The following is a 25,067-nucleotide window of genomic DNA, read 5'->3' as shown; positions in this document are numbered from 1 at the left end:
TAATCGCGATCTGTGGCACCGGATCGCGATTAGCCCGCTAAACGCAAGTCGCCCCGCGGATCGCGATTAGCCCGCTAAACGCAGGTCGGGCGTGCGGGACGTCCAGGTGCCGTGCGGCTCCAGGGTGACCATGCGGACATCGTCTTCGCGGCGCTCCAGACGCACGACGAGGTAGTCGTCCGACAGGCGCTCGGCGGAGCCTTCACCCCACTCGACGACCAACGCGGACCGCTCCAGTTCGGTGTCGAGATCCAGATCGTCCAGCTGCGAGAGATCCCCGCCGAGCCGGTACGCGTCGACGTGCACCAGCGCGACCCCAGAAGCCCCAGCCGGATGCACCCTGGCGAGCACGAACGTCGGCGAGCTGACCCGCCCGCCGACCCCGAGACCGTCCGCGATCCCGCGGGTCAGCGTCGTCTTGCCCGCCCCGAGCGGCCCGGCGAGCAGCACAAGGTCGCCCGCGCGCAGCGAACGTCCCAGCTCTCGCCCGAATTCCATCGTCGCTTCGGGAGTCGGGAAAGCGAAATTCATCAGCGTTGCCACCACCAGGTCCGCCGTTCGGAAGTCTCACCATCGGTGCCGGTGCATCGTTGCACCAAGTCGATCAGGTGGCTGTTCACCAGTTCGGGTTGTTCCAGCTGCACCATGTGCCCCGCGCCGCGGACGCGCACCAGCTCCGCGTCCGGCAGCTCCGCCGCGATCCGCTCGGCGTGCGCGATCGGCGTGAACCGGTCGGAATCCCCGCCGACGACCAGCACGTGCGCGTGCTTCAGCCCGGCGAGCGCGGCGTACCGGTTGTGGCTGCCGAGCGTGTCGACGAAGTTCACGAGCCCGCGCACCGGCGTGACTTCGAGCATTTCCAGCATGAAGTCGACAAGTCGAGGAGACACGTCACGGCTGCCGAAGGCCAGCCTGCGCACGGCCTGCCGGGTCAGCTGCCCACCCGCCGCGCGCACGAATTCGACGAGCCCCGGCTGCCACCCGGCCAGCCCGCCGACGCCTCGCGTGAGCGGGTTGTACTTCGAGAGCAGTGATCTCGGAAGCCCCCGAGCACCGACTTCGCCCGCCGCGGTCGCGATGAACGCGACGCCGCAGACACGGTCCTCGAACAGCTCGGGATGCTCGGCGGCGAGCTCCATGATCACCATGCCGCCCATCGAGTGCCCCATGAGCACGATGGGCCCCTCCGGCACCACCGAACGCAGGACCATGTCGAGGTCGCGCGCCAGCTGCTCGATGGTGCTGGTCTCGGCGGTCGCGGCGCCGGATTGCCCGTGCCCGCGATGGTCGAAGTACACCTGACGCACCCGCGGCAGCCTCAGCGACGCGAGGTCTCGCCGCTGGAAATGCCAGCAGCGCTTCGACAACGCGAAACCGTGCACACCGACGACGGTCAGCTCCGGTTCTCCCCCATCGCCCGGATCGATCTCCTCGACCGCGAGCGGCGTGCCGTCCTCCGCCGCCACTGTCGACGTCCGATCCGGTGCGAGATCCCCCAACGGCTCGTCCACGAACGGGTCCTCACTCTGCCGCCGCTGCTGTGCGGCGACGGCGATCGCCGCGGCGGTGCCGGTGGCCACGGCCCCGACGCCGCCGACGATGGCCAGCAGTCTTCGTGAAGGTGTCACGAGCCTGCCTCCAGATACGTCCGGTGGACACGCGGGCGGTACATCGAAGTCACGATCTCGTAGTCGATCGTCCCCAGCTTGTCCGCCCATTCCCGCGCCGTGGGCTCGCCAAACGCGCCCTTGCCGAAAAGGATCACTTCGCTGCCGATGGACGGCTCGTCGTCTCCGCAGTCGACGATGAGCTGGTCCATGCAGACGCGGCCGACGACCGGCCGTCGCTTTCCGCCGAGCAGGACGTCCATCCGTCCGGACAGCGACCGCGGCACGCCGTCGGCGTATCCGACGGGGACCAGCGCGAGGGTGGTGTCGCGTTCGGCCGTCCAGCTGTGGCCGTACGAGACCGATTCGCCTGCCGGGATCCGCTTCGTGAGCACGACCGACGACTTGAAGGTCATGGCCGGGCGGAGATCGTCGCCGGTGGGCACCGGGTTCAGCCCGTAGATCGCGATCCCGGGGCGCACGAGGTCGAAGTGCAGGTCGGGCCTGGTCAGCACGGCGGCGGAGTTCGCAATGTGCCGCATCGGGTTCAGGCCGGCGGCGCGCGCGATGTCGTAGCCCTCGTCGAATCGCTTGGCCTGCGCGTCGATGGACGGGTGGCCGGGCTCGTCGGCGCAGGCGAGGTGCGACCAGATCGCGACGACCTCGATGAGCGGCTTCGCGGCCGCCGCGGCCTTGACCAAGGCCGGCCATTCCGCAGGTGGGCAGCCGTTTCGGGACAACCCGGTGTCGATCTTGAGGTGCACCCGGCAGATCGCGTTTAGCCCGCTAAAGTCGCGTGCCCGGCGAGCGCCGTCGGCCACACGCGCCAGCTCGTCGAGGGAGCTGACGGCGACGTCGATGTCTTCGGCGACCGCGGGCGCGAAATCGGTTTCGGGAGTGTCGAGCCAGCTGAAGAGGCGGACCCCGATCCCAGCCCGGCGCAGCGCGAGCGCCTCGCCGAGGGAGCAGGTGCCCAGCCAGGTGGCCCCACCCTCGACGGCGGCACGGGCGACCTCGAGGGCTCCGTGCCCGTAGCCGTCCGCCTTGACCACGGCCATGGTCTGGGCCGAGAGAGCGCGGGATGCGAGCAGGGCGACGTTGTGCCGGATGGCGGACAGGTCGATGACGACCTCGGCACGCGGGAAACTGGCGGTCATAACGACCACCAGTTTCCCACGAACCGGCTCAGGACAGGCGCGCCCCGTCGGTGGCGGAGAACACGTGCAGCTCGTCGGGACGGATCCGCAGGTGCAGCGTGTCACCCATGGCCGGCGGCTTGCGCGGGTCGACGCGGGTGACGACGTTCGACTTCGTGCCTTCGGCGTCGGTCTCGGCCAGCTTGCCGTACACGTAGGCGTCCGAGCCGAGTTCCTCGACGAGGTCGACCTTGACCGGCACGGTGCCGTCCTCGCTGGTGGTCACCTCGAGCGACTCCGGACGGAAGCCGAGGGTGACCGTGTCGCCGTCGGCCTTGGCGAGGATCTCGCGGGTCAGCGGCACCCGCGCGCCACCCAGCTCGGCGCCGTCTTCGGTGAGCTTCGCGGTGACCAGGTTCATCGCGGGCGAGCCGATGAAACCGGCGACGAAAGCGTTTGCGGGCCGGTCGTACAGGGCGCGCGGGGTGTCGCACTGCTGCAGGAGACCGTCCGAGAGGACCGCGACCCGGTCACCCATCGTCATGGCCTCGACCTGGTCGTGCGTGACGTACACGGTGGTGACGCCGAGGCGGCGCTGCAGCGCGGCGATCTGCGTACGGGTGGAGACACGCAGCTTCGCGTCGAGGTTCGACAGCGGCTCGTCCATCAGGAAGACCTGCGGCTCACGCACGATGGCGCGGCCCATCGCGACGCGCTGGCGCTGACCACCGGAGAGCGCTTTCGGCTTGCGGTCGAGGTACTGCTCGATGTCGAGCAGCTTGGCCGCGTCGAGCACCTTCTGCTTGATCTCCGACGCCGGGCGGCCCGCGATCTTCAGCGCGAAGCCCATGTTCTGGCCCACGGTCATATGCGGGTACAGCGCGTAGTTCTGGAACACCATCGCGATGTCGCGGGCACGCGGCGGCAGTTGCGTGACGTCGCGGTCGCCGATCCACACGGCGCCTTCGTCGATGTCCTCGAGGCCGGCGAGCATCCGCAGGCTGGTGGACTTGCCACAGCCGGAAGGCCCGACCAGCACGAGGAATTCGCCGTCGGCGATCTCGAGGTCGAGTGCATCCACGGCGGGCCGCTCGGAGCCCGCGTAGCGCCGGGTCGCCTTGTCGTAGGTGATCGTGGCCATCGGTTCAGTCCTCTTTCGGTTTCGCGGAAATGCCGTGCCCGAGTTCGCGGGCTTCGAGATGCCGTTGCTGGATCCGGTGCCCCTCGGCGCGGTCCGCCTCGGTCGGCTCGAGTGGGGTGTAGCCGTGCTGTTCCTGCCAGCGGGGAGGTTCCGTGCTGGAAGCGAGGGCCCAGGCTGCCTGCCGCGCGGCACCGACCGCGACGTACTCGGCGACTTCGGGGACGACGACGGGCACGCCGAACACGATCGGCGCGACCGCGCGGACGGCGGCCGACTGCGCGCCGCCACCGATCAGGAGCACGCGGCGGACTTCGTGTCCCTGCTCGCGCAGGGCGTCGAGACCGGCGGCGAGGCCGCACAGCATGCCTTCGACCGCGGCGCGGGCGAGGTTCTCGGGCGTCATGTTCGCGCGGGTGAGGCCGAAGAGCGTGCCCTTGGCGTCCGGGAGGTTCGGCGTCCGCTCACCGTCGAGGTAAGGAAGGAAGGTGAGGCCGCCGGAACCGGGTGTGGCGGCGAGCGCCAGCTTGTCGAACTCCGCGAGTTCGACGCCGAGCATCGCGGACGTGGCCGTGAGCACGCGGGCCGCGTTGAGGGTGCAGGCCAGCGGGAGGAAGCGGCCGGTGGCGTCGGCGAAGCCCGCGACGATGCCGGAAGGGTCGGCGCTAGCGGTTTCGGAGACGCCGAAGACTGTGCCGCTGGTGCCCAGCGAGACGACGACGTCGCCAGGGGCGAGTTCGAGGCCGAACGCGGCGGCCATGTTGTCGCCGGTTCCGGCCGAAACCAGGACCCCGTCCGGGGTGTGGCCGGCGGCTTCGGCGGGGCCGATGACCTTGGGCAGCTCGGGTGTGCGGCCACCGAAGGCGTGCGCGAGGAGGTCTTGGCGGTATTCGCCGGTGGCGGGCGAGAAGTATCCGGTGCCGGAAGCATCGCCGCGGTCGGTGACCGGCTCGGCGCCGTCGCCCAGCAGCCGCCAGGTCAGCCAGTCGTGCGGGAGCAGGACGCGGGCGACGCGATCGGCCAGCTCCGGCTCGTTCTCCGCCATCCAGCGCAGCTTCGTGACGGTGAAGCTGGCGACCGGCACCGAGCCGACGGACTTCGCCCAGCTCTCCGGGCCGAGCTCGCCGCTGAGGTCTTCGGCTGCCTTCGCCGACCGGGTGTCGTTCCACAGCAGCGCGGGCCGGACGACCTCACCCGCCTCGTCGAGGGTGACCATGCCGTGCTGCTGGCCGCCGATGCCGATGGCGCCGACGCCGTCGAGCAGGCCGTCCGTAGCCTCGCGGAACGCGTCCCACCACGCGGCGGGGGCGACCTCGGTGCCGTCGGGGTGCGAGGCGCGGCCGGTGCGGACGATCTCGCCGGTGTTCGCGTCGCAGACGACGACCTTCGTCGACTGGGTCGACGAGTCGATTCCGGCCACCAGATCAGAACTCATATTCCGGGCCCTCCGGTGCGCATTCGACCTGCTCGATGGCGGTTCCCGCGGTCAACGCCGCCTCGATCTCTTCGGTCGGCGCCTCTTCGTCGGTGATCAGGAGGTCGTAGTCGCCGATGTCGCCGTACGCGTAGGTGGCGGTGCGGCCGAATTTGGAGTTGTCGACGACCAGGACGTTGCGATCGGCCGTGCGCAGTGCGGCCTTCTTGAGCTCCGCATAGTCCTGGACCGGGTGGAACAGGCGGCCGACCGCGACCGCGGCGACCGAGACGAACGCGATGTCGGCGTGCGTGCGGTCGAGGAACCCGACGACGTCCGGGCCGGCGCAAGAATCGAACTCGTGGTGGTAGCGGCCGCCCGCCAGGACGACCTCGACACTCTTGGCCGGGCCGAGGATGCGGGCGGCTTCGAGCGAGTTGGTGATGACGGTGAGGTCTTCGACCTGGCCGAGGCGGCGGACGAGCGGGAAGAGCGTGGTCGAGTCGTCGACGAAGACCGTCTGGCCGGAGTGGACGTGCGCCGCGGCGGCCTCGCCCAAGGCGTCCTTCGTGGCCTGGTTGAAGGTGTCGCGGAAGCGGGCGGCGGACTCCATGGTCGTCGCGGGGTAGGCCTCGACCTTGCCGCGGAGTTTGCGGAGGAGGCGACGGTCGGCGAGGTCGTCGAGGTCGCGGTGCATCGTCATCAGGCTGACGCCGAAGCGGGCGGTCAGGTCGTCGATGCGGACCTCGCCGGTGGCGATGACGTGGTCGAGGATCTCCTGGCGCCGGTGCTCGACGGCGGCGTCCGAGGGCCTGGTCTTAGACATGGGCGACACCGTTCACGACCCGGACCATCGCGGTCTCGGCGGGGTGGGTGTCGGCGCTCACACCTGCTTCTTACCAGATTATTCGCCCGGAGTTAACACATAACTCGATAACTCCCGAATTTCTTGCCACCTTCCTCCCCCGGCCGGCCGACCTGCGTTTAGCCCCCTAATCGCGCTCTGAGGGCACCCGCCCGCAGAGCGCGGTTAGGGGGCTAAACGCAGGTCGTGGCCCTGGTCAGGAGCCGAGGCGGCGGACGGACCGGATGGCGTCCGGGACCGCGGCGAGGATGCCGGAGGCCGAGGTCGGGGCGCCATCGGCGGCGAGGGCGCCGGCGAGGGAATGGACGTACGCGGCCGCACCGGCCGCCAGCCACGGGTCGAGCCCAGAGGCGAGCAACGCGCCGACCAGACCGGACAGCACATCCCCCGAACCGGCCGTCGCGAGCCACGACCCCCGCGGCCTGTTCACCAGCGCCCGCCCGTCCGGCGCCGCGACCACCGTGCAGTGCCCCTTCAACAGCACGACGGCGTCGTACTTCCGCGCGGCCGACCGCGCCGCCGCGACCCGGTCCGCACCCGGCGGCTCACCCATGAGCCGCTCGAACTCTCCCGCGTGCGGCGTCAGCACGAGCGGCGTGTCCGGATCGCGTGCGTCGAGCACGTCGGGCGACCGAGCGATGATGGTCGTCGCGTCGGCGTCCGCGCACACCGGCACGCCGCGGCCGAGCACGAACCGCAGCACGTCCCGGCCCTCGTTGCCGGTGCCGATCCCCGGCCCGACCACCCAGGCCTGCACCCGGCCCGCGTCGGTCACCGACCCCGTCGCGATGATCTCGGGCCACTGCCCGCGCACGACGTCCGCCGCATGACCGGCGTACCGCACCAGCCCGGACGTCGCCCGCACCGCCGCCCCGGCCGCGAGCACGGCAGCCCCCGGATACGTCGCCGACCCGGCGGCGATCCCGACCACGCCCTGGCTGTACTTGTCGTCGTCCGGGCCCGGCACCGGCCACGCGGCGGCGACATCCGCCGTATCGAGCCGCTGCAGATCGGGCTCGCTGAGCCGCAGTCCGATGTCCACCAGGGACACCTCGCCGCAGGACGCGGGCGCGAGGGCGTGCACCGGCTTGAGCGCGCCGAAGGTCACGGTCCGATCGGCCACGACCGCCGGGCCATCGACCGCACCGGTGTCCGGATCCACCCCGCTCGGCAGATCGACCGCGAGCACCGGCGAGCTCACATGCTCCAGCAGCGCGGCGGCGTCCGGCCGCAACGGCCCACGCGCCGAGATACCGACGATCCCATCGACGACGAGGTCGGCCCGTTTGATCCACTGTGGACCGTCCTCAAGGGACACGATCTTGCCGCCGGAACGCTTCAAGGCGGCCAAACCCGGGCCGTGCGCGCGTTCGGGCTTCAGCAGGATCGCCGAAACGGCCACATTGCGGCGGCGCAGGAACGCGCCCGCCCACAAGGCGTCACCGCCGTTGTTTCCCGACCCGACGAGCAACGTCACCCGCCGTCCGGACACCGAACCCGTGTGCTCGGCCAGCATCTCGGCGGCGTGCACCGCGAGGCCGAAAGCCGCTCGCCGCATGAGCTCGCCATCGGGAGTGACGGCGAGCAACCGGTCCTCCGCCGCGCGAATCCGTTCCGTGGTCCAGATTCCCTGCACGACGCCTCCGGTCTCTTACTCGACGGTGACCGACTTCGCCAGGTTACGCGGCTTGTCGACGTCGTACCCACGCGTGCGGGCGATCTCGGCGGCCAGCACCTGCAGCGGCACCGTGGAGACCAGCGGCTGCAGCAGCGTCGGCACGGCCGGGATCTCGATCAGTTCGTCGGCGAACGGGCGGACGGTCTCGTCGCCCTCCTCCGCGATCACGATCGTGCGGGCGCCGCGCGCCTGGATCTCGCTGATGTTCGACACGAGCTTCGAGTGCAGCACCGCGCGCCCCTTGGGCGACGGCATCACCACGACGACGGGCAGGCCTTCTTCGATCAGCGCGATCGGGCCGTGCTTGAGCTCGCCGGCCGCGAAGCCCTCGGCGTGCATGTACGCCAGTTCCTTGAGCTTCAGTGCGCCTTCGAGGGCGACCGGGAAACCGACGTGGCGGCCGAGGAACAGCACGGCCTTCGAGTCGGCGATGCGGCGGCCGAGGTCGCGGACCTGGTCCACAGTGGACAGGACCTTCTGCACCGCGGCGGGCATCGCTTCGAGTTCGGCGAACTCGCGGGCGACCTCGTCCGGGTACTTGGTGCCGCGGGCCTGCGCGAGCGCCAGGCCGACCAGGTAGTTGGCCGCGATCTGCGCGAGGAACGCCTTCGTCGACGCGACACCGATCTCCGGACCGGCGTGCGTGTAGAGGACGGCGTCGGACTCGCGCGGGATCTGCGCGCCGTTGGTGTTGCAGACCGCCAGGACGCGGGCCTTCTGCTCGCGGGCGTGCCGGACGGCTTCGAGGGTGTCCGCGGTCTCGCCCGACTGGGACACGGCGACGACCAGCGTCGCGCGGTCCAGCACCGGGTCGCGGTAGCGGAACTCGCTGGCCAGCTCCACCTCGACCGGGAGGCGGCACCAGTGCTCGATGGCGTACTTGGCGACGAGGCCCGAGTGGTACGCGGAACCACAGGCGACGACGAAGACCTTGTCGACGTCACGCAGGTCCTGGTCGGAGATGCGCTGCTCGTCGAGGATGATCCGGCCGCCGTCGAAGTGGCCGCGCAGCGTGTTCGCCAGCGCCTCCGGCTGCTCCTCGATCTCCTTGAGCATGAAGTACTCGTGGCCGCCCTTTTCCGCGGCCGAGAGGTCCCAGTCGACGGTGAACGGCTTTGCCTGGGCGGCGTCGCCGTGGAAGTCGGTGACCTCGTAGCCGTCGCGGGTGATCACGACGAGCTGGTCCTGGCCTAGCTCGACCGCCTCGCGGGTGTGCTCGATGAACGCGGCGACGTCGGAGGCGACGAAGTGCTCGCCCTCGCCGACGCCGACGACCAGCGGCGAAGAACGGCGGGCGGCGACGACGGTGTCCGGCTGGTCGGCGATGGTCACGACCAGGGTGAACGCGCCTTCGAGACGACGGCAGACCGCGGCGACGCTCGCCGCGAAGTCGCCCTTCGTGTCGCCCTCGGTGTACGCGCGGGCGATCAGGTGCGCGGCGGTCTCGGAGTCGGTGTCGCTCGCCATCTCGACGCCTTCGGCCTCGAGCTCGGCGCGCAGGGCGGCGAAGTTCTCGATGATGCCGTTGTGCACGACGGCGACGCGCTGGGAGGCGTCGCGGTGCGGGTGCGAGTTGCGATCGACCGGGGCACCGTGGGTGGCCCAGCGGGTGTGGCCCATCCCGGCGGTGCCGGTGAAGGCGTCCCTGCCGACCGCGTCGAGCTGGGTCTCCAGGTTGGCCAGGCGGCCCGCTTTACGCTCGACGTTCAGCGCGCCGGCGCCGTCGAGGACTGCGACGCCTGCCGAGTCATAGCCGCGGTACTCCATCCTGCGCAGGCCGCCGATGACGACGTCCAGGGCCGGGCGGTGTCCGACGTATCCCACGATTCCACACACGGCCACCAGCCTAACGACGGAAATTCGGCCCCTTCGCCCGGGCGCCCGCACCTGCGTTTAGCGGGCTAAACGCGACGCTTAGGCACGCTAAGCAGCGCGATTAGCCCGCTAAAGGCGAACGCCGGGGCGGCGCGCGGGCCGGACGGGGGCGCGGGCAGTAAGGTCACGAGCATGGCCAGCAAGCCCAAGCAGCTGCTCGCGGAGCTGTCCCACCCAGGTCCGCACGAGGTTCTGCGCGGCAACCTCGCCCTGGTCGGACTGCCCGGCGTCGTGTTCACCCCCCGTTCGGGACTCGGTCTGCCCGCGATCGCGTTCGGGCACGGCTGGTTGCAGCCCACCGGGAGCTACCGGCATCTGCTCCGGCACCTCGCGAGCTGGGGCATCGTCGCGGCGGCCCCGGCCACCCAGCGCGGTCCGCTGCCGTCGCACCGGCTGCTGGCCGGTGACCTGCTCACGACGCTCGACTTGATCACGACGGTCCGCCTCGGACCGGACGGCATCAGCGTCGACCCGGCGAAACTCGGCCTGGCCGGGCATTCGACCGGTGGCGGCTCGGCGGTACTGGCCGCCGCGCAGGCCGCCGAGAACGACGAGCGGCCCGAGATCCGCGCGGTCGCGACCATCACCCCCGCGCAGACGCTGCCGCCGGCGACGGTGTCGGCCCGCTCGGTGACCGCCCCCGGCCTGCACCTCGCGGCGGGCGAAGACCTGGTCGCGCCGCCCGTCGGACACGCCGAGGCCATCGCGGACGCGTGGGGCGGGCCGGTGCAGCTGCGCACGCTCGGGAAGTCGTCGCACCTCGGCGTCACCGAGGGCAGGCACTGGAGCCAGCTGCTGCTGCACGGGAAGCCTCACCGCGGGACCCAACAGCTGACGCGGGCGCTGTTCACCGCGTTCTTCCTCACTCACCTGACGGGGACGACGAAGTACCAGCCCCTGCTCGACGCCGACGTCAAACGCGCCCCCATCGAGCTCCAGGACAAACCCGCCGCCTGACGCCCAGATCGCGTTTAGCCCGCTAAACGCGACGCGCCGCCCGGATCGCGTTTAGCCCGCTAAAGGCGATCCCGCACCCTGGCGGCCCGGCGCCCAGATCGCGATTAGCCCGCTAAACGCGACGCGGCGCCAGAGGGCCAAAAGAAAGGGCCCGGCTCTGGCGAGCCGGGCCCTGAAGTGCGGGAAGCCGGTCAGTCGACCATCCACGAGTTGTTCGAGAAATCGTCGTCGTCGAATCCCTTGTCGTCACGGGCGTGACGACCGCGGCGACGCGCGGGCGTGCCGGGCTCTTCGGGCGCCGCGCCGCTGGGAGCGGGCGTCGGCGCCGCAGGCGGGACGTCCACCGTCGCCGGCATTCCGGGCACCCCCGGCGCGACCGGGATCGGCGGCGGAGGCGGCGCCGGCCGCGACACGTCGGCACGGGCACCGAACTCGGCGAACCGGGCGTCCGGCTTTTCGTCGTCCTCGATGTCGAAGCCGATCGTGTGGCTGCGGTCGGCGGTCGTCTTGCCGGTCAGCCAGCCACCCGCCTCCTTGCTCCGCTTCCCCAGCTCCTGCATGTGCGCGGCGTACTTGTCATGGATGGCGGCGTCCTTCTGCATGGTGTCCACCGCCTGGGCCTTGGCGTCGGCGAGATGCCGCTCCCGCAGCCCGCGCTGCTCCAACTGCTCCGTGATGGCGGCGTCCTGCCTGGACATGGCGGCCGCCAGCCGGTCAACAGCGCTCATCGGTCCTCCCTCGTTCCCCGGTCAGGCGATCATCGCTCGTAGCTGATCGAACGGTCGCCACCCTCGTCGTCGAGCGATCCGCTGATCCGGCCGCCCGCGCCACTGGTCTCGAAAATGCCACCCTCGACGCGGTACTGGCTCGACCCGCGCTGCGTGTCACCCCCGCCACCGCCGGCCGCGCCGCCCATGGCGCCCATTCCACCCATCATGCCGCCCATTCCGGCGGGCGAGCTCGCGGCACCGGCGTTCGCGGGCGCCGGGTCCATCCCGCCGGGAGCCATCCCGAGACCGCCCTCGGCGCCGGCAGGCTGCGCGCCGCCTCCTGACTGCAAGCCCGCTTCCAGCGAACCCGCTTCGTTCAGCGACCCCGCCGAAGCACCTTCGAGCGGGCTGCCGATCGCGCTTTCGAAGCTGCCACCGCCACCGGCGGTCGGAACGGTGCCATCACCGCTGGAGCCCGACGCGCCGCCCGCGGCGGCTTCGGCCTCCGCCGACACCGAAGCGGTCCCTTCGGCACCGACGCCGACCTCGACTCCGCCGGGAGCGCTGAAGCCACCCCCACCGCCGCCACCGGGAGGGGCGATGCCGTCAGCCGGGGCGGGCATGGGACGAACGTCTTCGGGCTTGCCGGGCTGCGGGTTGCCGGGGTTCCGGTCGTCGAGGCCGTTCTTGATGTCGTCGGTCTCGAGGGTGTCGCCGGGCTTGAGCTCCTTCTTCTCACCCTTTTCGTCGAGGGTGTAGGTGGTCGGCTCGCCCTTGCCGTCGTCGACGGTCACCACGGTCGGGCCGTTCGGGCCCTGCGGCTGCTCGGCGGTGATCTTGAGGTTGCCGTCCTGGATGTGGATCTTGCCGTCCGGACCGGGCCGGTAGACGCCGTCGGGGCCGGGCTCGCCCTCCTTGACCGTGCCCTTCGGCCCGAACTCGCCGTCCTTACCCTCTTCGCCGGGCTTGCCGTCCTTGCCCTCTTCGCCCTTCGGGTCGTCGAAGTCGAGCTTGTAGTCCTTCTCGTTGCCCTTGCCGTCGTCGACCTTGATGTCCATTTTGCCGTCTTTGTCCGGCTCGGTCATCTCGATCTTGTTGTCGCCCTTTTGGACGGTCATGGTGTCCTGACCGTCGATGCCGTCCTTGATCGCCTCGCCCGTCGCCGGGTCGATCGGGTACGGCTTGCCGGTCTCGGGGTCCAGCTCGAGCGGCTTGCCGGTGACCGGGTTCATGCCCTCGGCGGGCTTGTCCTCCGGCTTCGGCGTCTCGGGGACCGTGGCGGCAGGCGGGGTGCTGGCACCGCCGCCGCTCCCGCTTCCACCTCCGGTTCCGCCGCCCGTACCGCCGCCGGTGCCGCCACCGGTGTCACCGCCGCCACCCTTGTCCTTGCCCTTGCCGTCGTCGATGGGCGGCTTCTCGGACCCCGGCGCGGGGAACGGGTTCGTGTAGTCCTCCATGAACCGCGAAAGCTCGTGGTACTGCGTGTTGATCGTCTCGGTCGCGTTCTTGCAGAGCTTCTTGAAGTTCTCGAAGCGCTCACCGAACTCGGTGGCGAACGAGCCCTTCAGCCACTGCTTCGCGGCCCCGATCGCGTAATCCTTGTTCTCGTCGTTCAGATCGCAGTCGTCGTGACGCAGGCGTTCGGCGAGATTGTTGCCCGGACACGCGGAATCGAGCCAGTACGCGACGTCCATGAGCTTTTCTTTGGAGTCGACCTTGCCGTTCGCGATCTCGACGACCTGCTTCGCGATGTACAACGGCGCCGTGGCGACCTTGTCGACCCGGAGCTTCAGCGTTTCGTCGACCTTCAGCTTGAGCGCGCTGTAGATCTTGTCGATGGTCGACGGCACCAGCTTGATGGCGCCGTCCATCTGCGCGATGAGTTCTTTCGCGTCGGGCTGGATCCGCTGCTCGTACTTGACCTTCGCGGCTGTCGCGCCCTCGCCCTTCCAGTCGTGGAAGAGCGTGGTCAGTGCCGCCGTCGCGTCCTTCTGGGTCTGCTCGACGACCTTCTTCGCGTCGGCGAGATCTTCGACCTCGTCGAACATCTTCTGGAAGTTGATCTCACGGTTCTCGTGGAACCGGTCCCAGATGTCGGTCTTGTAGCTGATTTCGCCCGACTTCTCCGGCATCTTGTTCCAGACCTGCTCGGCCCAGTCGGAGAAGAAGTCCAGTGCCGGCTTCCCTAGGTCGAGCACCTGGTCGGATTTGGTGGTGGAACCACCCGCGGCCGGCCGGGACATCGCGTCGAGGTCCTTGTCGGCCTGCTTCGTGTCGGCCGCCTGCTTCTTGTCCCCTGCGGCGTTCGAGTCACGTTCGGCGACGGCCTTCTTGTACGCCTCTTCCCGGTTGCCGAACGGCATCAGCAAGGCGTCTTTGGTGCCCTGCGTGACGTACGGGTCGTTCAGGATCTCGTTGATCTGTGCTTGCGTCGGTTGGCTCATTACTGGGCTCCCGCCTTGTTGGCAGCCGCGGCGTTCGCCTGGTCGGACGAGGTGTAGCGGGTCGACGCGGTGCTGACGCCGCCGGCGAGCTGGGTGAGCTGGCCCGCGTACCCCTTCATCGCGTCGGAAATGGCGAGAATCCCGGTGGCGTAGCCCTTTTGGTAGTCCTTGTGGACCCGGCCGAAGTTTTCGGGCCCGACCTGGGTCGGCCCCACCTTCCCCGCCTCGGACGTCGTTTTCTCAGCCGCGCGCTCCAACGACGTCGACGCCGTGAGCATCGCCTCTGAATCGGCTTTGTAGCCCCCGTCCGGCATGACCGGTGCCCCCTTCGTCCCGCTGTATCCGCCTCGTTGTCCTACCTACGACGCACGCCGGCGGCATCAGGTGCCATCGCATATGCACACAGAATGTACCCACCGGTCATCCGGACCGCAGGAACATTCACACCTTTGCTAACTCAAACGATTTCGGCGCAAGAAGCCTGGTAGACCGCGCTTTCGCGGTTTCGCGCCCGCTTCGACGGCTTCGGCGAGCACGGTGGCCGCGCCGCGGATGTCGACCAGGCGATCCAGCTCGTCGAGGTCGATGTCGATGCCGAACTCCACCTCGACCGTCGCCAGGAGCCGGACGCGGCGCCGGGAGTCGACGCCCATCTCGGCGAACGGCGTGTTCTCGTCGATGGTGTCCGGATCGACGTCGAAGGTCTCGCAGACGAGGGCCTTGATCTCGTCGACGTACTCGCTCCCGTCAGCTGCCATGGGGGAATTCTGTCCCATCCGCGGTCCAGTACCGCGTTCTGGCCGCGGAACGCGCGACCTTGCCGCTGGAGGTCCTCGGCAGTCCGCCGGGTTTGACCAGGAAGAAGGCACGAAGCCGCACGTCGTGCCGCTCGGCGACGGCGCGGGTGGCGGCCCGCGCGATCTCGGCTTCGTCGAAGTCCGGGGCCTTCCGAGCGCGCTCGGCGACCACGACGACACCCTCGCCCTCGTCGCCGTCGACCGAGAACGCGGCGACTCGGTCGGGCCCGAGAAGAGGGTGCGCGGCGGCGACCGTCTCCTCGATGTCGTGGGGGCTGTGATTGCGGCCGTCGATGATGATCAGGTCCTTGATCCGGCCGGTCACCGACAGCCTGCCGTCGCGGATCATGCCGAGGTCGCCGGTGCGGAGCCAGCCGCCTTCGCCGTCGAGCTCGGCATCGAACACCTCGGCGGTCAACTCCGGGCGGCGCCAGTACCCGGCGGCCACGTTGGGCCCCTTGACCCAGATCTCGCCCGCGTCGACTTTAGCGGGCAAAACGCGATCCGGCGGGGGCACGACGCGGACCCGTTGCCCCCTGGGCCAGCCGATCTCGACGATCTCCCGGCCGTCCACTTCGGTCACCACGGGACCGCTGGAGTCGCCGCTGGCGACGTAGACCGTGGCCTCGGCCAGACCGTAGGACGGCCGGAACGCGCCCCTCGGGAAACCGTGGGGCTCGTATGCGGCGAGGAACTCCCGGACGGTCGCCGCCCGGACCGGTTCGCTGCCGCTGAGCGCGATCGACACCGTCGAGAGGTCGTACTCGGCGCGCTTCGACTCGGGCACGGCCTCGGTCACCAGGTCGTACGCGAAGTTCGGGGCCGCGGTGAGCGTGTTCGGATACGACGACATCAGCAGCAGCCAGCGCTCCGGGCGCCGGATGAACTCCAGCGGCGCGATGAACACCGTCCGGCCGCCGGAGTGCATCGTCCCGGCGAGCAACTGCGCCAGCCCCATGTCGTGGAAGAACGGGATCCAGCCGACGCAGGTGATCCGCTCGTCGACGTCGTAGGCGTCGCAGATCTGCCAGCAGGCGGCCGACAACGCCCGATGCGTGATGATCACGCCTGCCGGTGATCGCGTCGTGCCGGAGGTGTACTGCAGGTAGGCGGAGTCTTCTGGGGAGACCGGCGACGGCGGCGACTGGTCGGCCGGGTCCAGCGGCAGGGTGTCGACGGCGATGATCTCGCGGGGCGCCGGAACCGGCTCGGCCGCGGTGAACTCCGCCAGCCGCTCGACCAGGGCCTCCGACGTGAGCCAGATGCCGGCGTCGCAGTCGTTGAGGACACCGACGAGCCGCTCGCGGTGGGCGCGGACGTCCGGCGCGGACAGCGGCACCGCGACAGCGCCGGCGTACAGGGCACCGAAGAAAGCGACGACATAAGAGAGGTCCTGCCGCGCCGTGATCGCGACGCGGTCTCCCGGCTGGATCACGTCACGCAGCTTCGCGGCGACAGCGCGGACGTGGACGAGCAGTTCGGCCCAGGTCAGGGTGTCCTCGACGGGCTCGTACCGGTTCGAGCAGTCGAGGTGCGTGTACGCCGGCCGATCGACGTCGGCACGTTCGAGCAGGCGGAGCAAGAGCGGCGTCCGCAACACTTCCTCGGGCACTTCTGGTGACGGTTTTGAAGGCACTGGCACATCCTCCGGCCGCGCATGGGCATCATACGAACGTGGACGACTTCTTCGTGCTGGACGATCCGGCGGATCGCGTCAAGGCCCTGCGCGACCGCGAGCTCAGCTCGAACCCGGGTGGTGCCGCCGCCGAGACACCGAACCTCCTGCTGATGGACGGCGCGGACCACCGGCGGCTCCGCGCCGTCGTCAAGGAGGTCATCGCCCTGGTGGAACCCCTCCCGAATGCCCTGCTCACAGACCTGCGCGTCACGATTAGCCCGCTAAAGTCGAGTGCGCGCTTCGACCTGGTGGCCGATTTCGCCAGGCCGGTGGCGGCCAAGGTGACGGAGGCGGTGCTGGGCACTGTCGAGCCACTCGGCGAGAAGCTGCTGACGAACCTTTCGGAAACCGCCGCGAATCTGGACGTCTGGTCGGGCGGGCCCGCAGGAGCCGACACCGCCGCGCTCAGGGTCGCGATGTTCTTCCTCAAGGCGACGGCCGTCGAAGGCGGCGGGCTGGCCCTGCTCCGCGAAGCGCACGAAGCAGGCCGGATCACCGAAGACGAGCTGATGATCACGCCGGTGATGCTCGCCCACGCGGCGTACGAGAACTCCATGAACTTCCTCGCCCTCGCCGGTCTCGAACTCCTACGCCGTCCCGACGTCCTCGACGACGTACGCGGCCTGATCCACGAAATCGCTCCGACCCGCTTCGCCGCCCGCCGCGTGACCACGCCGTTCTCCCTGGCGGGCAAGAACTTCACGACCGGCGACAAACTGGCCATCCCGCTGGGCCCCGACGCCGAACTCGCCTTCGGCCTCGGCCGGCACACCTGCCCCGGCTCGCGAATCGCGGTCGCCGAGGGCGAAGTCGCGCTTCGCGCCCTTGCCGAGATCCTGACTCCCGACCACGTCGCCGAGGAGGTGCGGTACAAGACGCACGCCGTCTTCCACGGCGTCGAGCAGGCCGTCGTGACGCTGCGAACCTGACCGCTCAGGTCGCCAGCCAGTCGGTGTTGGCGAAATCGTCGTCATCACCCCGCGCGGCGGCCGCTCGCCGATGCCGCCCGGCCGGACGCTCTTCCGGCGCAGGCGGAGGCGGAGGGGGCTGCGGCGGCGCGGGAACGGACGGAGCAGGCGGCCGATACGCGATCGGCGGCTCCTCGGCCGTCCGATATCCGGCACGGCGCTCGTTCTCGGCCTCGTCCTCCTCGAACCCGAAGTCGCCGTCGTCCTCGACCTTCTCGCTGAGCGTCGACTCGGTCTCCCAGCCACCCGCGGCCTCCGCGCGCCGCTTCTGCTCGCTCCGGGCCGCGAGCGCCGCGCCCGTTTCCTGCTTGAGCTGCTCGCCCGCCGCCTTGGTCTCCTCGATCACCTTGGCCGCCCGGTTGTCGACCAGGTACATCCGGTCGCCGTTCTCCCGCTCCAGCCCGGCCAGCTTGTGCCGGAGTCCGGCGAGATCCTCCTCAGGATTCACTGACCCCTCCCCTTAACGGAAGCCGATGACGCCGTCGTCGTCGAGCGAGCCGCTGATCCGGCTGCCCGTCGTCGCGGTGTCGAACAGGCCCCCGTCGACCCGGTATCCGCTGGACGTGCGCTGCTGGTCTTCGCCGGAACCTTGCCCGCCTCCGGCCGCGCCGCCGCCCATCATGCCCATGCCGCCCATCATCCCCGCACCGGCCGCGGCCGGATCCTGGGCGCCCCCTCCCGGAGCGGAGCCGAGCCCGGACGACGTCGAGGGAGCGGCCCCGCCGCCACCGGTCCCAGCCGGATCCGACGTGTCACCAAGACCGTTGTCCCCGCCTTCGAACGGGTCGCTCAGCGATTGGGCGGTCGTCGATTCGGAGTCGCCGTCCGCGGCCGCCACCACCGGTTCGGTCTGCTGACCGGGCGCGGGTGTTCCGCCGCCGGCCCCACCGGACGTGCCGTCGTGCGAGCGAACAGCCTGCTCTTCGACAGGCTGTGTCGCGGCATGCCTTCCGGCAGGCTGCGGCGTGGAATCCGGGTTCGCGTGACGGCCACCCGCGGCTTCGTCTTCACCCAGGGTGTACTTCGACGGCTGTCCCGAACCGTCGTCGACGGTCACCAGCGTCGGCCCGTCGGGACCGTTCGGCCGTTCCGCGGTGATCTTGAGGCCGCCGTCCTCGATGTGGATCTTGCCGTCGGGGCCAGGAGTCGCCGGCGGACGCTGTTCGGCGCCGTCCCGGGGCGCGGGTCCGCCCGCCGCGTCCGGTGTGGCCTTGCCGTCGCCGAAGTCGAGGTCGTAGTCCTTGACCTGGCCGGTGCCGTCCTGGACGGAGATGCCCATCTTCCCGTCGGCGCCGGGCTCGGCCATGGAGATCCTGCGGTCGCCCTGCTCGACCGTCACCGGCTCCGGCCGCACGGCGTCGGTGCCGTTCTTGATCGCCTCACCCGTGCGGGGGTCGATCGGATACGGCTGGCCGGTGGCCGGGTCGAGGTCGAGCGGCTTGTCCGTGACCGGGTTCTTCTCCTGGCCGGGAACTTCGGGCTTTTCCGGCTCCGGGAGCACGGTGTTGCTCGGCGTCATGCGCCCGGGGCCGCCACCAGCACCGGGCGACGGCCCGCCGCCACCACTGGTGGGCGGGCCGCCACCGCCCTTCTCGACCGGCTTTTCGACGGGCTTCTCGCCGCCCGTTTCCGGGGTCTTGCCCAGATCCGCGAACGGATTCTCGACCACCTGGCCCAGCGAATCGAAGTACGCCTTCCACGCGCCGTTGATCGCGTCGCGCGTGTTCTTGCACACCAGCTGGAAGTTCTCGATGTGCTTGCCGAACCAGCCGAGGAAGACGTTCTTCAGCCAGGCCACCGCCTGAGGTTTGAGGACCTCGTCGATGGTGCTCTGGTCGATGTCGCCCCAGTCCTTGTTGTAGGCGTTCTTGGCGTCGATACTCAGGAACTTGATGCAATGGACGATGTCGTTGTGGCTGCACGAGCCGTCGGCGATGCGGATGATCCGCTCGATGTCCTGCGCCGTCGCACCGTCGATGTTGTCGGTGAACCACTTCTGCAGCCACTCGACCTTTTCGCGGCAGAACTTGCCCACCGAGGCGGTGGTCCGCAGCAGACCGTCACCCGCGGCCTTGAAGGCTTCGGCGACCAGACCGGTCTTGTCCGAATAGGCCTTCTGGTAGGCGCGCGCCTGTTCGGCCGCGGCGCCTTCCCAGGTGCCGAGCGAATTCCCCAGCTTTCCGGAGACGTCCTGCGCGGACCCGGTGACGGCCGTGCCGACCGCGGTCAGCTCCTCCGCGCTCGTCTTGAAGAGGTTGAAGGGGATGTTGTCCTGCTCGTGGTACAGCCGCTGAAGCTCGCTGAGGGAAACCGCCGCTCCGCCGCCCGCCAGGCTCAGCGCGCGGACGTAGAGCGGGTGGAAGATCTCGTAGACCTTGAACCCCGACAGGCCGGGGACCATGATGTCGTTCGAATTCGCGCAGCCCGGGTCCGTCTCGGTGGCGCGCCCGGCGATTTCCTGGGTCTTCGCCGCGTCCCGGTTCAGCGCGTCGCGATCACCCTGCCGCCCCGCGGCCTGGTTCGCGTCGTACTTCTCGTGCGCGGTCTTGTAAGCCGCCTGGACCTCTACCAGGGAACCGTCATTGAGGTTGAGGTCGCCCTCGGTGATCCAGTCACCGTTCATCGACTTGATGTAGTCCCGGAAGCCGTTCCGCTCGGCTTCGCTGGCGAACCCGCAGCTTTCCGGCGTCTCGTCCTCGATGTAGTCGATGTAGTTGAGGGCGAGCTCGCGTTTGGTGTCGCGATCGATGTTCGGGTCGTTGAGGATCTTCTCGACTTCGGCCCGGCTGGGAATGTCGTGCCCGGTGTCGCCACCGACGTCCGCGAGAGGCATCAGTGCTTCCTCATCTCGGCGGCGTTGGAGTCCTCATTGGACTGATAGAGGTCCTTGGACGCCGCGAGCTTGCGGCCGAACTCGTCCGAAGCCGCGAGATAACTGCGCGCGCACTTCGCCAGGCGCTGGATGCTCGCGGAGTACCCGCTGAAGCAGTCCCCGTGCGCCGGGCCGAAACTCGCCGCGCTCAGGTTGATCTGCTCGACCGCCCCGATCGGCCCTTCGCAGACCTGCTTGGGCAGGTCCTGCAGGACCTTGGCTGCCTCGTTCAGCTGCGCTGGATCGACCTTGTGCCCTTTACCGGCCACCGTCACCCTCCCCTAGGTATCCGCACACGGAATGTACCGGGCCGGTAACACCGGCGCAGCGACTTGGGGAGATCGTGAGAGGGGTTACGAGGCGGAGGAGACGACTCCCGCGAGCCGGTCCGCTGCCGCCTGTGCGGTGTCGTGCGCGGTGGCCTCGACCATGACCCGGACCAGCTGCTCGGTGCCCGACGGGCGCAGCAGGACACGGCCTTCCTCGCCGAGTTCGGCCTCGACGGCGCCGACGGCGTCGCGGACCGCGGCCGAGACGGCGACCGCCGCCTTGTCCGCCACCGGGACGTTCACCAGCACCTGCGGCAGGCGGTTCATGACCGCGGCGAGCTCGGCGAGCGATTTGCCGGTCGACGCCATGCGGCTCATCACACGCAGCGCGGTGAGGAGGCCGTCGCCGGTGGTCGCGTAGGCGGGAAGGACGACGTGGCCCGACTGCTCGCCGCCGAGCGCGAACCCGCTCGCGCGGAGCTCCTCGAGGACGTAGCGGTCGCCGACGGCGGTGGTGACGAGGTTGATGTCGTGCGCGCGCATCGCCAGGTGGAGCCCGAGGTTGCTCATCACGGTCGCGACCAGGGTGTTCTTCGTCAGCTCACCGGTCTCGGCGAGGGCGAGCGCGAGGACGGCCATGATCTGGTCGCCGTCGACGAGCTCACCCGCGGCGTCGACGGCGACACAGCGGTCGGCGTCGCCGTCGTGCGCGATCCCGAGGTCGGCGCCGTGCTCGACGACGGCGGCGCGCAACGCTTCCGGGTGATTCGACCCACAGTGCTCGTTGATGTTCACGCCGTCCGGGTCGGCGTGGATGGCGATGACCTCGGCGCCGGCCTTGCGGTACACCTCGGGAGCGGCGAAGGAGGAGGCGCCGTTCGCGCAGTCGACGACGACGCGCAGGCCCGCGAGGGGGTGCGGGGTGGCCGACAGCAGGTGCTCGACGTAGCGGTCACCCGCGTCGGGGACGTCCTTCACCCGGCCGACGCCGATACCGGTCGGGCGGGTGACGGGAGCGGCGAGACCGGCTTCGATCTCGTCCTCGATCCCGTCGGGCAGCTTGTGGCCACCCGCCGCGAAAAGCTTGATGCCGTTGTCGGGCATGGGGTTGTGGGAGGCGGAGATCATCACGCCGAGATCAGCTTCGAGCGCGCCGACCAGGTAGGCGACGGCGGGCGTCGGGAGGACGCCGAGACGGAGCACGTCGGCACCCGCGGACGTGAGGCCCGCCACGACGGCGGCCTCGAGCATCTCGCCGCTGGCGCGCGGGTCACGGCCGACGACGGCGACCGGGCGGTGCGAACGGTCGTGGGCGGCGAGGACGCGGGCGGCGCTGGCGGCGAGCGAGAGCGCCAGCTCCGGGGTCAGCTCCTCGTTGGCGAGGCCACGTACGCCGTCGGTACCGAATAGACGTGCCATCTGTCGACCTCCTTGAAAAACCACCACGACAACCTAGCCAGTCCCCCTGCCCGTCTCCCCGCGCCCCCGGCTTCGCCTTTAGCGGGCTAATCGCGACGCGCGCGACTTTAGCGGGCTAAACGTGACACGGGTGGGGCGCATGGGGCGGGTGTGACGGGTGGGGCTGGGGGCGAGCGGGGACCGAAGGACCCCGGAAACACGGAAGCGCCCATCCGAGAGACGGATGGGCGCTTCCGCGGGTTGCGCCAGAGGCGCGATCAGCGCTTGCTGTACTGCGGAGCCTTACGGGCCTTCTTGAGGCCGTACTTCTTCCGCTCCGTGGCACGGGCGTCACGGGTCAGGAAGCCGGCCTTCTTCAGGGCCGGGCGGTCGTCGGCGTCGACCTCGACGAGCGCACGGGCGATCGCGAGACGGAGCGCGCCGGCCTGGCCCGAGATCCCGCCACCGTGCAGGTTGGCGAAGATGTCGAACGAGTCGGGCTTGTCGACCGTCACCAGCGGCTCACGGATGAGCTGCTGGTGCACCTTGTTCGGGAAGTACTCTTCGAGCGTGCGGCCGTTGAGCTTGAACTCACCGGTACCGGGAACGACGCGCACCCGGACGACGGCTTCCTTACGGCGGCCGACGGTCTGGGCGTTGCCACCGGCGGCACGCGACGGACGCGGGGCGGCGGGGGTCTCGCTGGTCGCGACGGCGTCGCCGACCGGAGCGGTCTCCGTGGTCGCGACAGCCTCGACGGCCTCGGTCTCGGTGCTGGTCACAGACTGTTCCTCACTCACTGCGCGACCTGCGCGATCTTGGTGATCTCGCGCGCCTGCGGCTGCTGCGCGGCGTGCGGGTGCTCGGCACCGGCGTAGACCTTGAGCTTCTTCGCCTGGGCGCGGCCGAGCTTGTTCTTCGGGAGCATGCCCTTGACGACCTTCTCGAGCAGGTGCTCGGGCTTGGTGTCGAGCAGTTCGCCGAAGGAGCGCTTACGCAGACCACCGGGGTAACCGCTGTGCCGGTACGCGAACTTCTGCTCGCGCTTGTTACCGGTGAGCGCGACCTTCTCGGCGTTGACGATGATGACGAAGTCACCGGTGTCCACGTGCGGGGCGTAGGTCGGCTTGTGCTTGCCGCGCAGCAGCGTGGCGACCTCGGTCGCGAGCCGGCCGAGCACGACATCCTCGGCGTCGATCACGTGCCAGGCACGAGTGACGTCGCCGGGCTTGGGGCTGTACGTGGGCAAGGGTCTACCTCGTCGTCAACATTGCGTGTGGGTTCTGTGCGGGCCTAGCGCTTACGCGCCGCAGCGCACAACGACATATGAAGATACCCCCACGCCCGACCCTACTGCGAAGCGGGGGTCGGTCCGGGGTCCCATACTAGGACCGGCGCCCGGCGGGCGCCCCGCAACTGTACCCCGCCGGTGTGGCGGAACCGCCCACGGCATCGTCCTTCGCGGGAGAGGATGAGACGATCCGGACGCGCACCGCGCGCGGGGACTCGATTCAGGGGAACGGCGATGAACAAACGTCCAACGACCATCTTGTGCGTGCTGAGCGCCGTGCTGGCCCTCACCACCGCCTGCGGCCAGGGGCGGGCGGGCACCGCCGTGCCGAAGGGTGACGACGCGGCGACCTACGTCGGCACGAAGTTCGAAACGGCGATGAACAAGCTCCAGGACACCATCGGCCAGCAGCGCGACGTCACCAGCGAGTCGGGCGCGTACTTCCGGTTCGACGAGAAGTACATCCGGAGCACGATCTCCTCGGCCCGCACCGGTTCACCGGAGGGCCGGGTCAGCCGTCAGCGCTCGCAGAAGAACCCGGACGACAGCATCGACTGGTACACCCCCGCCGACGGGACCGTCGAGTACGTGTACCTCGGCCCCGTCTACAAGAGCCTCGCCCCGACACCGTGGGTCTCGATGCCGAAGTCGGAGGCGGGGCTGGCGATCCCGTGCGCCTGGGTCGGGATCATCACCGCCTGCAAGATGGCCGACGCGATCGCCGTGTCCTACAACGCGGACAAGAAGATCGTGAAGGGCGCCAAAAGCCTTCCGGAGAACCGGATCGAGCTGACCGCGGACATCCCGTTCGGGAAGTTCATGGAACGGCGGGTGGAGATCCTGCCGCCGTCGATCAGCGGGGCGGTCACGGCCGAGATGAAGAAGGCGCCGGTGCACACCACCGTCTCCCTCAACTCGGACGGCACGCTGAACCAGATCGTGATGGACGCCAAGATCGAGGGCGGCGGGCACAAGATCGAGCTGCGCTACGACTTCCGCTTCACCGGCAAGGCGAGCGCGCAGGATCTGCCCAAGCTGCCCGACGCCTCGCAGATCACCGTGCTGCCGGACAAGGCGGCCAAGGACGATTTCAACCGCCGCTTCAGCGAGTTGAAGGGCGTCTGAGCCATGGCCCGCTTTCGTCCCGACGCCGTGAAGTTCCCGAAGTCCCGAGGTGACCACCGATGAGCCAGCCCCCCGAACAGCAGCCGCAGCAGTGGTGGCAGCCGCCCGCGAAGCCCGCGAACCAGCAGCAGGGCTGGCAACAGGAAGGCCAGGCCACCGGACCGCACGCCGGGCAGTGGCAGCAGAACGACCCGAACGCGGCGACCACCGGTTCCTATACGGGGCAGTGGCAGCAGCAGCCCGGCGTCACCGGCTCCTTTTCCGGGCCCTGGCAGCAAAGCGGCGCCCCCGCGCCCGGTACGGCGTGGCAGCAACCGCAGCAGCAGCCTGTGCCGCAGCAGCAGGATTGGCAGGCACAGCAACAGGTTCCGAGCGCTGCCCCGCAGGGACAATACGGCGGCGGGTTTCAGCCCGCCCAGCAGGCACAGTCTTCCCAGTACGGCGGGCTCGGTGCTTTCGGGGCAGAGCCGAAGAAGCCCAAGGCGTCCAAGAAGACGTTGCTGATCGGCGGGGTCGCGGCGGCCGTCGTGATCGCGGGCGGCGTCGGTGCCTGGCTGCTCGGCGCGTTCTCGGGCGACACGCTCGACCAGAAGTCGGTCCAGGACGGTGTCGTCCGCGTGCTCAGCGAGCACTACGGGGAGCCGGACGTGAAGAACGTGAGCTGTCCTTCCGGTCAACCGGTGGAGAACGGCACCACGTTCGACTGCTCGATCGATCTTTCGGGGCAGCAGAAGAAGGTCACCGTCCGGGTGCTGAACACCAGCCCGGAATTCGAGGTCGGCGCGCCGCACTGACCCCGCGACCGGACAGGAAAAGCCGCGACGGATCCCGTCGCGGCTTTTCCT

23 protein-coding genes are annotated in these 25,067 nt (G+C 69.7%); 4 read left to right on the top strand and 19 right to left on the bottom strand.

Going from position 1 to position 25,067, the window contains the following annotated elements; translation table 11 throughout:
* Nucleotides 1–66: 66 nt before the first annotated feature.
* The 8 genes from tsaE to glmS all read right to left on the bottom strand — a co-directional run bounded on the left by tsaE (nucleotide 67) and on the right by glmS (nucleotide 9,674).
* Nucleotides 67–531 (bottom strand): tRNA (adenosine(37)-N6)-threonylcarbamoyltransferase complex ATPase subunit type 1 TsaE, encoded by a 465-nt coding sequence (gene tsaE, locus ACZ1DY_RS04295; RefSeq protein ID WP_185927337.1) that lies wholly within the window; start codon nucleotides 529–531, stop codon nucleotides 67–69.
* The gene (locus ACZ1DY_RS04290; RefSeq protein WP_185927336.1) at nucleotides 531–1,628 is read right to left on the bottom strand and encodes an alpha/beta fold hydrolase; all 1,098 of its coding nucleotides are present in this window, start codon (nucleotides 1,626–1,628) and stop codon (nucleotides 531–533) included. Before ACZ1DY_RS04290 ends, tsaE begins: the two co-directional genes overlap by 1 nt.
* Nucleotides 1,625–2,764 carry an alanine racemase gene (gene alr, locus ACZ1DY_RS04285; RefSeq protein WP_465483652.1) on the bottom strand — a complete coding sequence of 380 codons (1,140 nt, stop codon included), beginning with the start codon at nucleotides 2,762–2,764 and terminating at the stop codon, nucleotides 1,625–1,627. The genes ACZ1DY_RS04290 and alr overlap by 4 nt, the downstream gene beginning before the upstream one ends.
* A gap of 28 nt (nucleotides 2,765–2,792) precedes the next feature.
* Nucleotides 2,793–3,884 carry an ABC transporter ATP-binding protein gene (locus tag ACZ1DY_RS04280; RefSeq protein WP_034304347.1) on the bottom strand — a complete coding sequence of 364 codons (1,092 nt, stop codon included), beginning with the start codon at nucleotides 3,882–3,884 and terminating at the stop codon, nucleotides 2,793–2,795.
* A gap of 4 nt (nucleotides 3,885–3,888) precedes the next feature.
* On the bottom strand, nucleotides 3,889–5,316 hold the full coding sequence (gene xylB, locus ACZ1DY_RS04275; protein WP_257489241.1) for a xylulokinase: 1,428 nt from the start codon (nucleotides 5,314–5,316) through the stop codon (nucleotides 3,889–3,891).
* A complete protein-coding gene (locus ACZ1DY_RS04270; RefSeq protein ID WP_378441954.1) occupies nucleotides 5,306–6,121 on the bottom strand; it encodes a DeoR/GlpR family DNA-binding transcription regulator in 816 nt (271 codons plus the stop codon). The genes xylB and ACZ1DY_RS04270 overlap by 11 nt, the downstream gene beginning before the upstream one ends.
* Nucleotides 6,122–6,356: 235 nt before the next feature.
* Entirely contained in the window at nucleotides 6,357–7,796 is a 1,440-nt protein-coding gene (locus tag ACZ1DY_RS04265) for an NAD(P)H-hydrate dehydratase (RefSeq protein WP_465483651.1), read from the bottom strand.
* Between the two features lie 15 nt (nucleotides 7,797–7,811).
* Nucleotides 7,812–9,674, bottom strand: a complete 1,863-nt coding sequence (gene glmS, locus ACZ1DY_RS04260; RefSeq protein ID WP_125691169.1) for a glutamine--fructose-6-phosphate transaminase (isomerizing) — start codon at nucleotides 9,672–9,674, stop codon at nucleotides 7,812–7,814.
* Between the two features lie 171 nt (nucleotides 9,675–9,845).
* Here glmS and ACZ1DY_RS04255 point away from each other — a divergent pair, with 171 nt between their 5' ends.
* Entirely contained in the window at nucleotides 9,846–10,670 is an 825-nt protein-coding gene (locus tag ACZ1DY_RS04255) for a dienelactone hydrolase family protein (RefSeq protein ID WP_465483650.1), read from the top strand.
* Nucleotides 10,671–10,861: 191 nt separating this feature from the next.
* Here ACZ1DY_RS04255 and ACZ1DY_RS04250 read toward each other — a convergent pair whose 3' ends face one another.
* The 5 genes from ACZ1DY_RS04250 to ACZ1DY_RS04230 form a co-directional block, all read right to left on the bottom strand.
* Nucleotides 10,862–11,398, bottom strand: a complete 537-nt coding sequence (locus tag ACZ1DY_RS04250) for a hypothetical protein (RefSeq protein WP_465483649.1) — start codon at nucleotides 11,396–11,398, stop codon at nucleotides 10,862–10,864.
* A gap of 29 nt (nucleotides 11,399–11,427) precedes the next feature.
* Nucleotides 11,428–13,824 carry a hypothetical protein gene (locus ACZ1DY_RS04245; RefSeq protein WP_465483648.1) on the bottom strand — a complete coding sequence of 799 codons (2,397 nt, stop codon included), beginning with the start codon at nucleotides 13,822–13,824 and terminating at the stop codon, nucleotides 11,428–11,430.
* Nucleotides 13,824–14,138 (bottom strand): hypothetical protein, encoded by a 315-nt coding sequence (locus ACZ1DY_RS04240; RefSeq protein ID WP_016331125.1) that lies wholly within the window; start codon nucleotides 14,136–14,138, stop codon nucleotides 13,824–13,826. The genes ACZ1DY_RS04245 and ACZ1DY_RS04240 overlap by 1 nt, the downstream gene beginning before the upstream one ends.
* 138 nt (nucleotides 14,139–14,276) lie before the next feature.
* Entirely contained in the window at nucleotides 14,277–14,582 is a 306-nt protein-coding gene (locus tag ACZ1DY_RS04235) for an acyl carrier protein (RefSeq protein ID WP_020633351.1), read from the bottom strand.
* A complete protein-coding gene (locus ACZ1DY_RS04230) occupies nucleotides 14,572–16,233 on the bottom strand; it encodes a fatty acyl-AMP ligase (protein WP_465483647.1) in 1,662 nt (553 codons plus the stop codon). The genes ACZ1DY_RS04235 and ACZ1DY_RS04230 overlap by 11 nt, the downstream gene beginning before the upstream one ends.
* A 62-nt stretch (nucleotides 16,234–16,295) precedes the next feature.
* Between ACZ1DY_RS04230 and ACZ1DY_RS04225 the strand changes: the two genes are divergently transcribed.
* Nucleotides 16,296–17,228 (top strand): cytochrome P450 family protein, encoded by a 933-nt coding sequence (locus ACZ1DY_RS04225; protein ID WP_465483646.1) that lies wholly within the window; start codon nucleotides 16,296–16,298, stop codon nucleotides 17,226–17,228.
* Nucleotides 17,229–17,232: 4 nt separating this feature from the next.
* Here ACZ1DY_RS04225 and ACZ1DY_RS04220 read toward each other — a convergent pair whose 3' ends face one another.
* The 6 genes from ACZ1DY_RS04220 to rplM form a co-directional block, all read right to left on the bottom strand.
* On the bottom strand, nucleotides 17,233–17,715 hold the full coding sequence (locus ACZ1DY_RS04220) for a hypothetical protein (protein WP_465483645.1): 483 nt from the start codon (nucleotides 17,713–17,715) through the stop codon (nucleotides 17,233–17,235).
* Nucleotides 17,716–17,727: 12 nt separating this feature from the next.
* Entirely contained in the window at nucleotides 17,728–20,100 is a 2,373-nt protein-coding gene (locus ACZ1DY_RS04215; RefSeq protein WP_465483644.1) for a hypothetical protein, read from the bottom strand.
* Nucleotides 20,100–20,408: a type VII secretion target gene (locus ACZ1DY_RS04210; RefSeq protein ID WP_465483643.1), complete on the bottom strand. Its 309-nt coding sequence runs from the start codon at nucleotides 20,406–20,408 to the stop codon at nucleotides 20,100–20,102. Before ACZ1DY_RS04210 ends, ACZ1DY_RS04215 begins: the two co-directional genes overlap by 1 nt.
* Before the next feature lie 84 nt (nucleotides 20,409–20,492).
* On the bottom strand, nucleotides 20,493–21,827 hold the full coding sequence (glmM, locus tag ACZ1DY_RS04205) for a phosphoglucosamine mutase (protein WP_257489252.1): 1,335 nt from the start codon (nucleotides 21,825–21,827) through the stop codon (nucleotides 20,493–20,495).
* Between the two features lie 257 nt (nucleotides 21,828–22,084).
* Nucleotides 22,085–22,588 carry a 30S ribosomal protein S9 gene (rpsI, locus tag ACZ1DY_RS04200; protein ID WP_034304312.1) on the bottom strand — a complete coding sequence of 168 codons (504 nt, stop codon included), beginning with the start codon at nucleotides 22,586–22,588 and terminating at the stop codon, nucleotides 22,085–22,087.
* Between the two features lie 14 nt (nucleotides 22,589–22,602).
* The gene (rplM, locus tag ACZ1DY_RS04195) at nucleotides 22,603–23,055 is read right to left on the bottom strand and encodes a 50S ribosomal protein L13 (protein WP_005166833.1); all 453 of its coding nucleotides are present in this window, start codon (nucleotides 23,053–23,055) and stop codon (nucleotides 22,603–22,605) included.
* 276 nt (nucleotides 23,056–23,331) lie between these two features.
* Here rplM and ACZ1DY_RS04190 point away from each other — a divergent pair, with 276 nt between their 5' ends.
* Nucleotides 23,332–24,222 (top strand): hypothetical protein, encoded by an 891-nt coding sequence (locus ACZ1DY_RS04190; protein ID WP_126733364.1) that lies wholly within the window; start codon nucleotides 23,332–23,334, stop codon nucleotides 24,220–24,222.
* 59 nt (nucleotides 24,223–24,281) lie between these two features.
* A complete protein-coding gene (locus ACZ1DY_RS04185; RefSeq protein WP_465483642.1) occupies nucleotides 24,282–25,016 on the top strand; it encodes a DUF4333 domain-containing protein in 735 nt (244 codons plus the stop codon).
* Nucleotides 25,017–25,067 lie beyond the last annotated feature (51 nt).

Source organism: Amycolatopsis sp. PSD-21, from assembly GCF_055561455.1.
This window is presented reverse-complemented; position numbering and strand designations above follow the sequence as displayed.